Here is a 15,057-nt window from a genome sequence, read left to right as displayed (position 1 = left end):
GAGGAAAGCGGTGACGTGACGAGGAGGCACCGGTGTGCAGCCGCCGCCGGGGACTGCCGGAACAGGGCGCGGACACGCCACAGGCAGGCAGGAAGGTGGGCAGCGGGCAGCGGGCAGCGGGCAGCGGGCAGCGGGCAGCGCGGACCGCCGGGCCGGCGGTTGCGTGGGGCAGGGGACGGCGGTCGGACGGCTGTCCTGCAGGAACAGCGGTCACCGGGGTGGAACGTCACTCCGGGCGCGGCCGAGTGAAGGGGACCTGCCGGTTCAGGAGCTCGCGCGGTGGGTGTCCGGCTGCTGGGTCCCGGGCTCGGGCGGCGTCAGGTAGCGGCCCCGCAGCAGCGGTGAGGCACGGTGGGCGCGGCGCATCAGTGCGACGGCGCGTTGTTCGGCGCTGTGATCGGGCTCCGTGCCGTCGGCCGGGAGAAAGAAGAGGAGGAGGTCGAGCCGATCGGCTTCGGCACGACCGCCCGCGTGTTCGAGGCGGTCGTCGGGCTCGGCGTGGGCCCACAGGACGTCCACCGCTTCGCTGACTTCGGCGGTCTGGTCCGCCACGGGTGCGCGGCGGGTCAGGAAGGTGTAGACGACGTCCATCCGGGTTCAGCCCCAGGTGCCGTTGTCCGGGGCGGTGGTGGGGGTGGCCGTGGCTTGGGTGGTGATGGTGGTGGTTGTGGTGGTGGGTGCGGCGTTGGCGGCGGTGGGGAGGAGGAGGACGGTGGCGAGGGCAAGGGTGGTGACCGCGGTGGCCTTGGCGAGTCGGGTGCGGAGCATGGTGGTGGTCCTTTTCGGGTGAAGGGGCAGCTGTTTGCGGTTCCGGTTCTGGCGTCCCGCGGTGACGCTCGGTCCGGTGGTTCTGCGGGTTGTTCGTGCTTCCTGCTGGCGATGACCAGCTTCGTCGTGGTCAGTCCCCCGGGGAAGGAGTTCCGGGTGTCGTCAACACGCCTGTCGGGAAGCAGACATCATGACGCGTACGCGTCAAAAGCTGGGGCGCGACAGCCCTGAGTCGCGCGGAAGAAATCCCGCATACCGGCTTGACCTGCGACGAAGCGCCCATAGCCCTTCTTGATCGGAGCCCGGTCGGCTGCGAGCATGACCCTGCCAGGCGCGAGCGGGGGGCCGCGCCACCGTCATGAGGACCCGTCACCATGCTGGAAGCACTGGGCCTGACCACCACCGCCGCAGACGTCTACCGGGCCATGCTCGACCACCCCGGCTACGGCGTGAGCCAGCTAGCCGACCTCACCGGCCTGACGCCCGGCCAGGTCCACGACTGCCTGAACGAACTCACCCACCTGATGCTGGTCCGCGCGTCCAGCGAGCACCCCGGACAGATGCGCGCGGTCACCCCGGAGGTCGGTCTGGCCGACATGCTCGCCCGCGAGGAAGCCGACCTGGCCGCCCGTCAGGCCCAACTCGCCGCCTCCCGCGCCGCTGTGACCCGCATGGTCGCCGACCGCGCCGAGACCCGGCCCGGGCACGGCGAACGCCTGATCGGCATGGACGCCATCCAGAACCGCCTGGAGGTGCTGATGCGCGAGGTCCGCACGGAGTGCGTCGGCGTGCACCCCGGCGCGAGCCAGCGCCCCGAGGACCTGGCCGCCGGCCGCGAAGGCAACGCCGCAGCCATCGCCCGCGGCGTCACCGTCAAGTCCCTCTACCAGGACGCCACCCGCAACGACCCCCACACCACCGCCTACGCCCAGTGGCTGCTCAGCCTGGGCAGCGAGGTCCGCACCGCACCGGTCCTGCCCCAGCGTCTGGTCATCATCGACCGCACCCAGGCCCTGGTCCCCATCGACCCCGCCCACACTCGCAAGGGCGCGCTCCACGTCACCGAACCCGGCATCGTCTCCGCCCTGGTCGACCTCTTCGAACAGGCCTGGGCGACCGCCATCCCCCTCGGCGCCGTCCGCACCGAGGACCCGGCCACCGGCCTGAGCGTGGCCGAACGCGAACTCCTCCGCCTCCTCGGTTCCGGCCTCACCGACGAGACCGCAGGCCAACGCCTCGGGCTGTCCTCCCGCACCGTCAGCCGCCACATGTCCTCCATCATGGAACGCCTGGGCGCCGCCAGCCGCTTCGAGGCCGGCATCAAGGCCGCGCACAACGGCTGGCTCTGACCGGACCAGGTGGCCGGTTCGCGCGACGGTGCGTCAGGGGAAGACGTTCTTCGGGGTGATCACTGAGGTCAGCGCCGTGGCGAGCAGGTCGCCGGGGGCGTCGGCCGGGTTGTTCCGGTAGGGGACGTCCGTGTTCACCATGACCACCAGGGTGGCGCGCTCGGACGGCAGGTAGACGTCGACGGTCTCGTAGCCGGGCACCTCGCCGTTGTGTCCGATCCAGCCGTTGAAGTCGGCCACTCCCAGGCCGTAGGCCAGGCCGGGGGAGCCGGTGGGGATGAACGCCAGCCGCTCGGCCTGGGTGTGCCGCGACAACAGCCGGCCGCGATAGAGGTCGTACGCCCAGGCGTGCAGATCCTGCAGGTCGGAGACCATGTCGGCGTCGGCCCAGCCCCAGCTGGTGCTCCAGCCGGTGGCGTCCGCGACCGTGCCGTTCAGGGTCTGCGCGGTGTAGCCGTGCGGCCGGGGCCGGGGCAGGTAGGTCGTCGGGGTCATCACACTGCGGTCCAGGTCGCTGGGCGCGATCACGTGCCGACATACGTAGTCGCTCAGCGAGGTGTGGGTTACCTTCTCGATGACCAGGCCCAGCAGCACGGTGTTGGAGTTCGAGTAGAGGTACGCGCTGCCGGGCGCGAACAGGTTCGGGTGCCGGAACCCGTAGGAGAGCAGTTGCTTCGGGGTGAACGACCGCTTGGGGTGGGACAGGAAGTCCTTCAGGAACCCGTTGTCCGCGGTGTACGGGTACAGGCCGCTGCGCATGTCGGCGAGGTCCCGCAGCGTGATCCTGCCACCGTCGGGCACACCGGCGACGTACCTCGAGATCGGGTCGTCCAGGTGCACCCGGCCCTGGTCGACCAGCTCCAGCAGGGCCGTGACCGTGAACGTCTTGGTGACGCTGCCGATGCGGGTGTTCATGTCGGTCCGCATCGGGGCCCCGGTCTTCTTGTCCGCGACGCCGAACGCGCGCACGAAGCGCCCCCGCCCCGGGAGCCAGATCCCGACGACCGCACCGGGAATGGCGTAGGTGCGCATCGCGGTCCGGACCGTGCGGTCCAGCTGACGTTCCAGCGCCGGGGAGAGCTCGTGGCCGTCGCCGTTGTCGCCCGCGTCGGCGCCCGCAAGGGCGAGCGCCGCACGCGCCGCGATCGCCCCCTCGGGAGCGGACGCGCCGGCGGGAGCGGTCGCGAGCGGGACGACCGCGGCGGCCGCGCAGACCGCCGCCAGCAGGCCGCGAAGACGCGCCCGTCGTGGAGCTTGGACCAGTTTCACCAGCACGCCTGCCCTTCGGTTCGTGAGAGCCCCCAGAAGGGAACGCTGTCAACGAACCCGGGCCATGGCGGGCCAGGGCGCGCCGCACCCGGCCGAAAAGCCGTACACATCCACTCGACCGAGGTGCCGGCGGGCGCGGTGTTCACTCGGGCGGGGGCGGCCGACGGGCCGGCCTGCTCCACCACACGGGAGCTGACCGGCCCGGCCGCCACCCTCCGCGTCCGCTCACATCACCTGGATGCACATCACGCCGCAGTGCGACGCCTGAACACCGCTGAGGAAGTGGACCACCTCCCAGTCTTCGCAGTCCTGGCTGCCGAACTTCGCGTCGACGAAGATGCCGTTGACGGTGTAGCCCTCGTTCTCCATCAGTTTGCGCAGGTAGCCGCCGGGATCCGCGCGAAGGGCCTTCCGCTCGCCCTCGTCGAGGTCGAGACGGAACGCCTCGATGGAGATGTCTTCGGTGCGTGTCCGGGTGATGCGCGCCATGGGTCGGCGTCCTTCCTGGTCAGGGTCCCCCGACGGGTTCCAAGCTAGGTCCGGGCTGACCGGGGTGCGCGTGGTGTCCGGCCGAACAGAGCAATCCCGCGCCCGCCCCGAATGCCGCGCAGGCCGGAAACCCGGGCGCAGGGCCGGCCCGAGGCGGGCCCTGCGCCGAGGGGGCTCCGGCAGCGACTCCAGCGCTGTCACCAGGCTGGGTAGCCTTGTGCCGCGAAGATGACCATCGGACGACCTGGCCGGAGGCTGCCTTGAGCTCATCGCCGTCTCAACTTGGATTGAAGGCGGATGTCCGCCGACTGCTCGAATCACCCACGAGGGACAGGGCGTCGCGGAAGCTGGCCAGGACCCTTGCTGGATCGCTCGAGTCGCTGGCGGCCGGCGGAGATGCCGAGGCTTCGACTCTGCTCGGTGCACTGTCGCTGGAGATCCTGGGAGACGGACGCGCTGCGATGCGCTGGTTCTCGCAGGCGGCTCAGGAGGCCGATCGGGAGGCGATTCGGAGCCTCGGATTCATGTACGCAACGGGAGTCGCGGTGAGACCTGATCCAGTTCGGGCATATGAACTCTTCTCTCAGGCCGCAGATCTGGGAGATCCGGTAGCAAAATTCAACCTTGCATCCCAGAACATTCGGGAGGAAGGGCAGCACTTCGGATTGGCGCGGACGGTTTCCCTTCTCGAGGACGCGAGTGCGGCGGGCATCGTTGAGGCAGAGGCGAGACTCGGGGACCTGCTCGCGGCTGCGGAGTTCCTGGACGATGCCCTTCGTTGGTACATACGTGCTGCCGAGCACGGCCATTTCGGGGCGATGGGCGTACTGGCCACGGCTTATCGAGACGGGGCGCTGGGGGTCGTTGACCCGGTCCTGTCCCTCCGCTGGTTCCTGGGAATGCTGTCCGTCGGCAGAGGCGACGGGATGTCGAGCGCGCTGGACTTGGCTCGGGGTCTGAATGATGATCAAATTCGCGAAGCTGCGGTGATGGCAGGTGCGGAATCCTTTGGCGAGGCCATCATTTCCACCGTCCGGTAGGGCGGTTCCGACGGGACATCCGCCAAGGGCCCCGCGTGGTTCATCTGGTGGACGTTCCTGGGGCTCCTCCATAGGCGCCATAACGGACCCGCCTAGGAACTCCACCACGCCGGCGTCAAGGCCGGCGCCCAGGTTCGCCTGTTGAAGGCCGCCGAACTCGCCGAGCCCGGCGCCATCGAGTCCAACCCGGCCTGGGCCGCCAACCACGCCGCGACCCGGGCCATCCCCGAGGCGAGTGCCGAGGACATCGAGTGGGCCGACGCCTGACCGATCGTCGCCACAGCATCAGAAGGAGAAGCCGTGAACGAATTCCTCGTCGAACTCACGACCACCGTGCCCGAGGGCACCGACCCGGCCGAAGTCGAGCGCCGGCGCGCGGCCGAAGCCGTCCGGGCCGCTGAACTGGCCCGGGCCGGTCACCTGGTCAGACTGTGGCGCCCTGTAGGGGAGCTGCGCAGCATCGGCCTCTGGCGGGCCGCCGACGAGGCCGAGCTGTACGAGAAGGTGCTCGGCACACTTCCCCTGTGGCCGTGGATGACCTCGACGGTCACCCCCGTCCAGTCGCACCCCAACGACCCGGCCGGAACCGGCGAGGCCGGCTGATCCCCGCGCCGCGTCGGGACGGCGGAACTGCCGCGAGCGCCGCTCCGGCGCGCTCGCGGCAGGGCGAAGCCGGCTGATCGTGCGGGCGGATGCGCAGCTATCCGTTCGGCCTCCACTCACCGGCTTTCCGGGTGGAAGCCCTCCACGAGCCGTTCGGGTGCGGCCTGCTTCCAGGAGTCCACCAGGATCTCGTACAGCTCGGCACTGCCCTCCAGAGCGCCGAGGCGCACACGGACCCAGGCGGAGGACGCCTCGTGCGGCGGCACCCAGAACTTCCGCGGCTCCGCAGCGATCAACTCTGCCCGATCATGCTTGGGACACCGCACGGCGAATGACGTCTGGTCGTCGGGAACCGTGACGAACATCTTCCCGGCGACCCGGAACGTGGGCATGCTCCACGCCTCCTTCTCCACGGTCTCCGGGAGGGACAACGCGATGCGGCGGACATCATCGGCATCTACCATGGCCACCACCCTAGACGCGCAGGGTGACCGCACCGGCGACAGCCACCCTGGCAGGGCCGTGGCCCCAGGTCGGTGTCCGGGCGTCAACGTGCCTGGTCCTCGGGAGCGGTCAGCCGACCGAGAAAGCCACCAGGGCCCAGGCGCAGACCTGTCGCAGCAGGGCAGGCCGGCCCGATGGCCCCTCCGCAGTGTCACCGCCCTCGTGGCGAAACAGCCGGAGAGCCGGCCGGCGCCGTGGCCTCCGAGATGCGCCCCGGATGTCCGATGCCATTGCCGCGGATCTTGTTCGAGCCTCTGCGTCGTGCGGCAGGATGTGCGGACACGAAGTTGCGGAGGGGCGTCAAGTGACGGAACTGTCGATGCAGGAGCTGGCCGAGACCGTCGTGGACAGCGCGGTGCCGATGTACCCCGCGATCTCGCCGGACGGCCGCGCGGTCGCCTACGTGGTGAAGAGCCTGGACGCCGGAGAGCGCGTGGTGAACGCGCTGTGGGTGGCGGACGTCGACGGTCGCGCGGCCCGGCGGTTGACCGACGGTTCGAGCTGGGTCGGCGCGCCCCGGTGGGCCCCGGACTCGGCATCCCTGTACGTCCTCACGGCTGGTCAGGTGCACCGCCTGGGGCTTGATGACGCCCCGGCCGAGGCCGTGACGGTCCGGCAGGGGGGTATCGCCGGCTTCGCGCCGCTCGTCGACGGCCGGACTCTCGCCCTGACCGCCTTCGACGAAGCCGGTGACGGCACCGATGTGGGCGACGTGTTCGTCTGGGACGGGCGCAGCCGCCCCGCGCGGTTGTGGTTCCTCGATCTCGACAGCGGCGAAACGCGCCTGGTGGCAGGGCTGGGAGACCGGCATGTCGCCGAAGTGGTGCAGCGGCCGGACGGCGGCCCGTTGGCCGTGCTCACCTGGGCCGATTCGGACGAGGACACCGGCGCCCTCGCCCCCGAGCTGCACCTGGTCGACGTGGCCACAGGCAAGGTGCGGGACCTGGGACCGGTCGGTGCGGACACCTGCGCACCGAGGTGGTGGCGGTCCGGCGATGCATGGCACGTGAGCTATCTGGCCGTCACACCGCCCGATCTGGTGGGTGGCACGGCGGTCTTCGACCTCACCGTGCCGGAGGCCGGCCCGGTGGGAGAGCACCGCAACCTGACCGCCGGGATGGGCATGTGCCCGACGGAGCTCGTCCAGGTCGCCGACGGCCCGCCGTTGGTGCTCGTCGCGGACGGGCTGGACACGGCCCTGTACCGGCTGATCCCCGACGAGACGGGCCTGCGCGGGCTGAGCGGCTGGCGGGGCATGGCCCACGCGCTCAGCGCGAGCCATGACGGAGCGAGCATCGCCGTGCTCGCGGGCGCGGGCAACGAGCCGAAGAACGTCCGTGCCGGGACGGTCGGCGGCACGCTGGTCCAGGTCAGTGACACGCGACCCGAGCTGCGTACGGTGCGCTGGGGGAGCCAGGAGCGCCTGACCTACCGGGCTGCCGACGGGCTGGAACTGGAGGGGCTGCTGCTCCTGCCTCCCGGCAGGAGCCGTCAGGACGGCCCACTCCCTTTGATCACTCTGGTGCACGGCGGGCCCTACGGGCGGTTCGCCGACGAGTTCCAGTTCCACATCGAGCTGCCGCCCGCTCAGTGGCTGGCGCTCGCGGGCTACGCGGTATTCCTGCCCAACCCGAGGGGAAGCCAGGGCCGCGGGCACGCCTTCGCCGCCGCAGTCGCGGGCGCTGTCGGCGGCGCCGAGTGGAGCGACATCACCGATGGCATCGACATGCTCGTCGAGAGCGGAGTCGCCGACCCCGGCCGGCTGGGGATCGGCGGATGGAGCCACGGCGGTTTCATGGCCGCCTGGGCGGTCGCCCACACGGACCGGTTCAAAGCGGCCGTGGTGGGCGCCGGGATCACCGACTGGGGTCTGCAGACAGCGGCGGGCGACCAGGGCGCCACCCGGGAGGCCGCCCTCAGCGGCAGCTACGGCTGGGAGGGTCCGGGCCCGCACCCGCACGACCGGGTCAGCCCCGTCTCCTACGCATCACGCATCCAGACCCCGGTGCTCATCCTGCACGGAGAGGAGGACACCAACGTCCCGGTGGCCCAGGCCGTCTTCCTGCACCGTGCCCTGCGCCGTTTCGGGGTCGAGCACGAACTCGCCCTCTACCCGGGCGAAGGACATGCAATCTTGGGGCGCGGTCACCGACTCGACCTGCTGCACCGCACCCGGGCATGGTTCGATCGCTGGCTCGGCCCCGCGTAGCGCGCGGAGGCGAGCGGCCGTCCGACCCCGGGAAGTCGCTCGGCGGCATCCGACGGCCGAGATGCAGCGTCGACTCCCGTCCGGCGCCGGATCGCCGTCCGCGTGCGGCTCGGATCCGTCCACGCGCCGTAGGGCGGTTGGAGTCCCGCACGGGACTCCAACCGCCCTACGGCGCATGCGTGGCTTAGGACGGCGGGTGGGCCCGCCCGTCAATCGGCCTGGTCGGGGTCAGCGTTCGCAGACCTGGTGGGTGGGGACCCAGGTGCGGGTCCAGTAGCCGGGGTGCCGCTTGCCGTGCCGGTCGCGGGTGGCCGGGTGCCAGGTCCGCTCGAAGTGCCCCTGCACCACCTGGCAGCGCTGGTGGTGGTGCCCCGGCTCGTGGTGGCTCGGCGCCGCCGACGCCGTCCCCACCGAAGCCACCAGCGCACCGCCTGCAAGCGCGACCGCCGCCACAACCCTCGTGAACCGCACACCCATCATGAGCATCGCCTTTCCTCAGCGCCGGCACCTTTCGGCCGGACACCAACGACAATCCAGCACATGGCGCCGCGAATTGCGCGAAACACCGCCCCATGATGAAACTCTCAGAGAACCTCAATCAAACCAAAATAGTCACACATCACTATTTTTTGGATCTGGTGTCAGTTCGCGGGCTGCGCAGTCCCCAGGCGCCACCGGTCCTCGGCCCCTCAGCGACCTGCAGCGACTTGATGACGGCGGAGTCCGATTTCGCCGCCCGCCTCTCCGCAGGACTCTGCCCGCGATGGCGGAGGGGCCGGACGACTGACCGTGGGGGACGGCGCACCCCGACGGTCAGGTTCTGCCGGCGAGCCGCCAGGACTCGATGTCGCGGTAGCGGATCACTCCCGGGCCGCGGCCGATGTTGCTGCCGACCAGGTGGAGGCGCTCGGCCTGCCAGGTGCGGCCGGCGAATTCGCTGAGGCTCGCGGCCGCCGACAGGATGTCGGACTGCTGACCACGCCGTCCCCGGGCCAACGTCAGGTGGGGGCGCAGCGGGCGCTCCTGGAACGCGATGCCGCAGGCCCGCACCGAGTCCCGGACGTCATCTGCGAGGTCGTGCAGTCGGTCGAGCTCCCCCTCGACCCCGCTCCACAGCAGCCGCTCGTCGAAGTGGCCGCCGCCGTTCAGGTCCAGGCCCAGGGACGAACGACCCGCCGCCAGCCGGGCGAGAGCGGGCCTTAGGAGCGGGACGACCGTGACCGGGAGCTCACCGAGAAACGCCAACGTGATGTGCCAGTCCTCGATCCGATTCCACCGCAGGTGGGAGTACTTCGCGTAGGCGTCCTGCAGGGCATCCGCCAGCTCGTCCTTGGCATCGTCCGGTGGGGCCAGCGCAACGAACAGCCGCACGGTCGGGGAATGCTGGGCATGATCGGTCACCAGGGCTTTCTAGCATCCCGCCCTCACCGCCGTCTCGACGTCGGTGATGGGCAACACCCTGCACGTCGTCGTGCTCAACCCCTCCAATGTCGCTGCCGAGACCGTCTGCACGGTCAACCCCGGCCCGAGCACGTCGGCCGGGTGCACCGCCTTCACGACCCTGCCGCCGCGGCCGTAGGTCCCGACCGCCGCTTTCCGAGATGACTGACCTCCGTTGGTGACGGCACATCATCCGCGGCCGGATCAATGCAGTGATCGTCGGGCCGCGCTGCGGCGTCCAGGGCCTACAGTGGGCCCGTGGGTGCTGAAGATCTTGGAGAAGCGGCGGCGATAGGTCCGTTCCGGGTGGAACGGCAGCTGGGCGCGGGTGGGATGGGCGTGGTCCATCTCGCGCTGTCGCCCACGGGGCGCCGGGTGGCCGTGAAGGTGATCCGCGCCGAGTACGCCGCCGACCCCGACTTCCGTACCCGCTTCGCCCGGGAGGTCACCGCCGCCCGGGCGGTCAGCGGCGCCTACACCGCGTCGGTTCTCGACGCCGACGTCGACGCGGAACGCCCGTGGCTGGCCACGGAGTTCGTGGACGCGCCGACGCTCGCGGCACGGGTGAGACAGCGCGGTCCACTGGCCGCCGCGGAGGTCTGGCAACTGGCCTACGGCCTCGCCGAGGCGCTGCGCGACATCCACCGCGCCGGTGTCGTGCACCGGGACCTCAAGCCCGCGAACGTGCTGCTGGCGGAGAACGGTCCGCGCGTCATCGACTTCGGGATCTCGCGGTCCCACGACGGCTCCACTCTCACCACGACCGGACGCCTCATCGGCACCCCGCCCTTCATGGCGCCGGAGCAGATCCAGGACCCCGCCGCCACCGGCCCGGCCGCCGACCTCTTCGCCCTCGGCTCCGTACTCACCTACGCCGCCATCGGCCGGGGGCCGTTCGACGCGGAGGAGATGTACGCCGCCGCCTTCAACGTCGTCTTCAAGGAGCCGGCCCTCGGTGACCTCCCGGACGACCTCCGGGCGCTGATCACCTGGTGCCTGCAGAAAAACCCGGAGGACCGGCCGGGTCCGGACGAGGTCCTGGAGTTCCTCCGCTCACCCGACGCCCGGACCCTGCCGGCCCTGGGGACCGTGCCGTCCCCGACGGCTGCCCCGGCCACCGCGCCGGGCCCCGCAGCCTCGCCCGTCCCGAAACGGCGGCGCCCGGCCCTGCTGATGTCCCTGGGCGCGGTCGCCCTCGCGGTCGTGACCGTGCTCGGCTCACTGCTGTGGAACTCGAGCACCGGCCAGGCACGCTCCTCCGCGGGGCCGACCGTCTCCTCATCCACCGGGAGTCCGGTCGCGAACAGCTCCCGGACGCCCCCGACGGTCACGGAGCCGGCGGACGCACCGCGACCGCGCGGCTGGGCCGTCTGGGAGCGGAGCTGGTCCGCACTGAACCTGCCCGCCGACGGCCCCAGCGCGTCGCTTCGCGTGGGCTGCCGGTCGGCCGAGCCGGTACTGGTCTGCGTCGCGGACACGCGCTTGGTGGCCGTAGACCCCAGGACCGGCCAGGCCCTGTGGCATGCCACCGCTCCCGGAGGCGGTCACTGGGGCGCGTCGGAGGTCAGTGCCGACGCTCGCGTGGTGGTCGTCCTGGCCCTGTCCAACATCACCGGCCTGCCAGGTCAGCTCACCGCGGTCGGCCTGTCCACGACCACGGGCGCCGTGCTGTGGCGCTCCCCCGCCCTTTCCATGCGCAACGACATGACCGCCACCCCTGATGCCGTGGACGCCGGCCACACCGTCCTGCTGCTGGGCGACCACTACCTGGCACTGGACACCACCGGGCCCACCGCCCGGATCCTGTGGTCCCGCCCCTATCCCCAGGGCGGGCTCACCTACGCCGTGCAGGGCGCTCCGGACGTCGCCGTCGAGCGTTCGTCCAGAACCGCGCTGATCCGCTTCGACCTCGGAACCGGGAAGATCCAGTGGCGGCGTGTCATACCCGCCCACGCCTCGCTGAACCTGCCGAGCCCTCTCCCGTCCAGTGGCGGCGCCCTCGTGCTCCCCGAGTCCGGACCGGAACTGTCCCGCGTGACGGCCTACACCACCGTCAACCTCACCACCGGGGCCACGACCTCGCGCCCCCTGTCCCGTCCCCTGGACGGTACCGCCTACTTCGGCACAGACATCCTCGTGGCGGTGCGGGGTGACGGGCACGTCGCGGTGGCGAGTCTGGCCACCGGCCGACCCGGCTGGACACAGACACTGAACGACGACGTCGCCTCGACCCTCGTCTCCGGCGACCGCGTCTACCTCCGCGACCGGCTCGCGAGGATCACCTGCCTCTCCCTCACCGACGGACGCCTCCTGTGGTCCAGCACCCCCCGCCAGAGTCCATCAGGACCGGACCTCCGGTCGGACGCCCTGCTCTCCCTGGACGGCGGCCTGATCCTGACCACCACCGGCCGCAGCTCCATCGTCGCCCTCCGCCCGCCGACCTGACGGTCGCGCGCAAGCACCTACCCAGGTACAGCGGCGGGTGGCGCGGCTGCGTGCCTCGGTTTGGTGTGGGCTCGGGCCGCAGCCACCAGGACTCAACGACGACGAGAGCGTCTCGCGGGCGCCCGCGACCCGTGCGGGTGGCGAGAAATGCGGATCTGCTCTGTGCGGGGTTGGGACCATCCTCACCGGACAGCCTGCGGCCGTGTCGGTGGTGGCCGCTACGTTTCGTGCGTGGCGAACTCCTACACCGTGCTGTGGACCAATGACCTGTGTCGCGAGTTGATACGCGGCGGCTTCACCGGACAGCGTCCGACCGTGCTGTTCGGCGGCCCCCACCAGTCCCGCCCGAGCTTCCGGCGGGCGGGAGTCGTACCTGGTGACCGCGTGTTCGCCGTCCGTGCCTGGCAGGCCGCGCTCCACACGGTTTGCGCGATGGAGGTTCGCCAGATCGTCGACTACGACCAGGCGGGCGTGGAGCTGGCCGACGAGGACTACCCCGCGCTGACCCACTGGCGCCCGTTGAAGAGCGGCTGCATCTCCGAGGTCGTGCTCGGCTCGCCGGGGACCGCTATCCGGTTCGACGCGCCTTTGCCAGGGGACTGCCTGGAACAACTCACCTTCACCTCGCGCCGAGGCGAGCGGAAGCTCAAGTATGTCGAGGACGGGCGGCTCCTGCGCGCGCTCAGCCTGCAGGGCATCTACCGGCTTGCTCCGAGTTCCGCGGACATTCTCGACCGACACCTCGGCCGTCAGGAGCCGGGGGCATGAGCGACCTTTCGGATCTCGTACTGCGCGTCCGTGAACGCGTGCTCCAACAGGCGGAAGTCCTGCCGGCCTGCGTTACCGAGAAGGACATCGCGGCAGCCGAGCGTGAACTCGGATTCACGCTGCTGAGCCTGCTGTACCGGCAAGTGGCCAACGGGGGCTTCGGCCCGGAGTACACCCTGCTGCCGCTCATCGGACCCGGACGAACGGCTGTGTCCGAGTACGGGCCGCCCCGCAGCACTGCGGCCTCCGAGTACTGGCCGCGCGGCGTCCTGCCGATCCTGGACTGGGGCTGCGGCATGTATGCCGCCGTGGACTGCCTCGATCCGGCTGCGCCGGTTCTGCTCTTCGAGCCGAACGCCGGCCCCGAGGACTGGGCCGACGCATGGTTTCTCGACTCGCCGTCCCTGGCGCAGTGGCTGAGCTCCTGGCTGGACGGGACGGGCTGGTGGGAGGAGGTCATGATGGCCGAGGACGCGCAGGAACCCGTGCCCTGGCCCGATGCCTCGCGGCGTCTCGCGGCGGACAGCTGAACAAACCACACGACGCGTGGCCCGGCAAGAGTCGACAGAGGACACGAGGGACCTGATGGAGACGAGCAGCTGCGGCTCTTCGCGGACTACTTCCAGATCCATGTGATGGACGAGAACGCCGAAGATGATCTGAGTGACGCCCGGACCGACGAAGCGGTGTCGGACGGCCTCGCGGTATCGGAGCAGACGCTCGGCATCGGGACCGAAGTCAACATGTACGTCGACGTGACGGTCGAGCTTCCGGACCGCTCACCGAGCGACGCTCGTCACGCATTCGACCATGTGGTCGAGGCGAGCATCGAGGTGTCCTTCGGACGCCTGGCCATCCTGGGCTGCATCGAGTACCTACCGGATGCCGCACGCTTCGAGGTCTTGGCGAAGGCAGAACCTGACGGCCCTCAGTGACGTGCCGGGGCTTGTCCGGACAGCGTGTTGATCCGCTCGGCGCCGACGAAGAGGTTCCACGGCTCGATGCCGGCGGTTCGGAGGTGACCGCTGAGGGCCCAGGGGTCGTCGGCGAGTCGTTGCCGGATCTCCGTCTCGTTGTCCGCATCGACGATCAGCAGCGCGCGTAGGCGGCCCTTCTCGGTGCCGGACAGCGGACCTGCGAACAGGACGAAGCCTGTTCCGGCGAGGGTGTCCATGAAGGCGGCGTGCTGCTCGAGCCGCGGTTGTGCGGTGATGCCCTGGCCATCGGTCCAGGCGGGTCCCGCTTCGCGGGTGACGGCGAAGTAGCCCATGGTGGCCATCTCCCTGGGGGTTCGGTGCGCTCGGGCGGCGTGTGGCCAGCTCAGGCGCGGGCAGTGATGATCAGCCGGGTGGCTGACGGGTACAGGACGCCCTCGGGCGTGCGATGGGCCTCGATGCTCGCGCGCAGATCGGCCAGGGCACGGGTCCGGCCGGCGTGGTCGAGGCCGTTGAGTAGCCAGCCGAGCAGGCCGGTGACGAACCGCTGCGCGGTGTCGGGATCGGCGCCGAAGTGCATCGGCGCGGTGAGCTCCTCGATGTGCGGCGCGTGGAAGCCTGCGTCGGTGAGCAGTCCGCTCACGCGGTCGGCGTCGGCCAGAGCGAACGGCCCGGGCGCATTCGGCGGCTGGACGGGGAGGCCCCGGCCGGCGGCGAGCGCGGTGGTGAAGGCCGTGAACCATTCGTTGCGCTGTGGGGGCTGCCAGACCAGCTGGACGAGTCGGCCGCCGGGGCGCAGGGATCGGGCGATGTTGCGGAAAGCCGTGAGCGTGTCGGCGAAGAACATGGTGCCGGTCCGGCTGATCGCCACGTCGAACTCGCCCCGGGGGAACTGGCGCACCTGGGCGTCGGCCTGCTCGAACGTCACGTTGGGCAGTTGTTCTGCCGCTCCGCGCTGCCGCGCGACGCGGAGCATCTCGCCGGACAGGTCCAGGCCCAGGGCGTGGCCGGCAGTGGCGCGCCGTGCTGCGTCACGGGTGGTTTCACCTGTACCGCAGCCGATGTCCAGGACCTGGTCTGTGGGGACGATCGCGGCGGCGTCGAGGAAGCGGGCCTGGTATCCGCGCAGGGCGCGGTCGAACTGGTCGGCCTCCTGCGCCCAGTAGTCACCCTCCTGGCCGTCCCAGGCGCGGGCTTGATCCGCGTTGGATGGGTCGATCTGGAGCGTCCCGGTCATT

The 15,057-nt window shown here is 70.7% G+C and carries 18 protein-coding genes and 1 pseudogene; 10 read left to right on the top strand and 9 right to left on the bottom strand.

Going from position 1 to position 15,057, the window contains the following annotated elements:
- Positions 1–264 precede the first annotated feature (264 nt).
- Both BS83_RS31760 and BS83_RS45915 read right to left on the bottom strand, forming a co-directional pair.
- Positions 265–591 (bottom strand): hypothetical protein, encoded by a 327-nt coding sequence (locus BS83_RS31760; protein WP_037606851.1) that lies wholly within the window; start codon positions 589–591, stop codon positions 265–267.
- A 6-nt stretch (positions 592–597) separates the two neighbouring features.
- Positions 598–768, bottom strand: coding sequence for a hypothetical protein (locus BS83_RS45915; RefSeq protein WP_157597400.1), 171 nt, complete (start codon positions 766–768; stop codon positions 598–600).
- 374 nt (positions 769–1,142) lie between these two features.
- On the opposite strand from BS83_RS45915, the gene BS83_RS31755 reads away from it, so the two are divergent.
- Positions 1,143–2,117 (top strand): helix-turn-helix transcriptional regulator, encoded by a 975-nt coding sequence (locus BS83_RS31755; RefSeq protein ID WP_037606850.1) that lies wholly within the window; start codon positions 1,143–1,145, stop codon positions 2,115–2,117.
- 33 nt (positions 2,118–2,150) lie between these two features.
- On the opposite strand, the gene BS83_RS31750 is transcribed toward BS83_RS31755, so the two are convergent.
- Positions 2,151–3,386: a serine hydrolase domain-containing protein gene (locus BS83_RS31750; RefSeq protein WP_232248553.1), complete on the bottom strand. Its 1,236-nt coding sequence runs from the start codon at positions 3,384–3,386 to the stop codon at positions 2,151–2,153.
- A 225-nt stretch (positions 3,387–3,611) separates the two neighbouring features.
- Positions 3,612–3,875, bottom strand: a complete 264-nt coding sequence (locus BS83_RS31745) for a hypothetical protein (RefSeq protein WP_037606849.1) — start codon at positions 3,873–3,875, stop codon at positions 3,612–3,614.
- 260 nt (positions 3,876–4,135) lie between these two features.
- On the opposite strand from BS83_RS31745, the gene BS83_RS44475 reads away from it, so the two are divergent.
- From BS83_RS44475 to BS83_RS31735, 3 genes and pseudogenes are all read left to right on the top strand, one after another.
- Complete coding sequence (locus BS83_RS44475; RefSeq protein WP_157597399.1) at positions 4,136–4,915, top strand: tetratricopeptide repeat protein; 780 nt, start codon at positions 4,136–4,138, stop codon at positions 4,913–4,915.
- A 117-nt stretch (positions 4,916–5,032) separates the two neighbouring features.
- Positions 5,033–5,179, top strand: a pseudogene (locus tag BS83_RS44470) (NAD(P)H dehydrogenase); the annotation flags it as partial.
- Between the two features lie 36 nt (positions 5,180–5,215).
- A complete protein-coding gene (locus tag BS83_RS31735) occupies positions 5,216–5,518 on the top strand; it encodes a muconolactone Delta-isomerase family protein (protein ID WP_037606847.1) in 303 nt (100 codons plus the stop codon).
- 116 nt (positions 5,519–5,634) lie between these two features.
- On the opposite strand, the gene BS83_RS31730 is transcribed toward BS83_RS31735, so the two are convergent.
- A complete protein-coding gene (locus BS83_RS31730; RefSeq protein WP_037606846.1) occupies positions 5,635–5,982 on the bottom strand; it encodes an MmcQ/YjbR family DNA-binding protein in 348 nt (115 codons plus the stop codon).
- Positions 5,983–6,326: 344 nt separating this feature from the next.
- Here BS83_RS31730 and BS83_RS31725 point away from each other — a divergent pair, with 344 nt between their 5' ends.
- Entirely contained in the window at positions 6,327–8,231 is a 1,905-nt protein-coding gene (locus BS83_RS31725; protein WP_232248551.1) for a S9 family peptidase, read from the top strand.
- 228 nt (positions 8,232–8,459) lie between these two features.
- On the opposite strand, the gene BS83_RS31720 is transcribed toward BS83_RS31725, so the two are convergent.
- Together BS83_RS31720 and thpR are read right to left on the bottom strand one after the other, a co-directional pair.
- Entirely contained in the window at positions 8,460–8,651 is a 192-nt protein-coding gene (locus tag BS83_RS31720; protein WP_232248548.1) for a hypothetical protein, read from the bottom strand.
- 393 nt (positions 8,652–9,044) lie between these two features.
- Entirely contained in the window at positions 9,045–9,632 is a 588-nt protein-coding gene (gene thpR, locus BS83_RS31715) for an RNA 2',3'-cyclic phosphodiesterase (protein WP_037606845.1), read from the bottom strand.
- A gap of 46 nt (positions 9,633–9,678) precedes the next feature.
- On the opposite strand from thpR, the gene BS83_RS48440 reads away from it, so the two are divergent.
- The 5 genes from BS83_RS48440 to BS83_RS31695 all read left to right on the top strand — a co-directional run bounded on the left by BS83_RS48440 (position 9,679) and on the right by BS83_RS31695 (position 13,819).
- Positions 9,679–9,810 carry a hypothetical protein gene (locus tag BS83_RS48440; protein WP_269664877.1) on the top strand — a complete coding sequence of 44 codons (132 nt, stop codon included), beginning with the start codon at positions 9,679–9,681 and terminating at the stop codon, positions 9,808–9,810.
- Positions 9,811–9,929: 119 nt separating this feature from the next.
- Positions 9,930–12,116 (top strand): protein kinase domain-containing protein, encoded by a 2,187-nt coding sequence (locus BS83_RS31710; protein ID WP_157597397.1) that lies wholly within the window; start codon positions 9,930–9,932, stop codon positions 12,114–12,116.
- Positions 12,117–12,347: 231 nt separating this feature from the next.
- On the top strand, positions 12,348–12,884 hold the full coding sequence (locus tag BS83_RS31705; protein ID WP_037606843.1) for a hypothetical protein: 537 nt from the start codon (positions 12,348–12,350) through the stop codon (positions 12,882–12,884).
- Positions 12,881–13,414: an SMI1/KNR4 family protein gene (locus BS83_RS31700; protein WP_037606841.1), complete on the top strand. Its 534-nt coding sequence runs from the start codon at positions 12,881–12,883 to the stop codon at positions 13,412–13,414. Before BS83_RS31705 ends, BS83_RS31700 begins: the two co-directional genes overlap by 4 nt.
- 105 nt (positions 13,415–13,519) lie before the next feature.
- Positions 13,520–13,819, top strand: coding sequence for a hypothetical protein (locus BS83_RS31695; protein WP_157597396.1), 300 nt, complete (start codon positions 13,520–13,522; stop codon positions 13,817–13,819).
- Here the strand turns inward: BS83_RS31695 and BS83_RS31690 are convergent.
- Entirely contained in the window at positions 13,813–14,163 is a 351-nt protein-coding gene (locus BS83_RS31690) for a YciI family protein (RefSeq protein WP_037606839.1), read from the bottom strand. The two genes, BS83_RS31695 and BS83_RS31690, sit on opposite strands and share 7 nt — an antisense overlap.
- A 41-nt stretch (positions 14,164–14,204) precedes the next feature.
- Entirely contained in the window at positions 14,205–15,056 is an 852-nt protein-coding gene (locus BS83_RS31685; RefSeq protein WP_037606838.1) for a class I SAM-dependent methyltransferase, read from the bottom strand.
- Position 15,057 lies beyond the last annotated feature (1 nt).

This window comes from Streptacidiphilus rugosus AM-16, assembly GCF_000744655.1.
In the GTDB taxonomy this organism is placed as follows: domain Bacteria; phylum Actinomycetota; class Actinomycetes; order Streptomycetales; family Streptomycetaceae; genus Streptacidiphilus; species Streptacidiphilus rugosus.
Note: the sequence above shows the minus strand (reverse complement) of the source record. Positions and strands in the feature narration are given on the sequence as shown.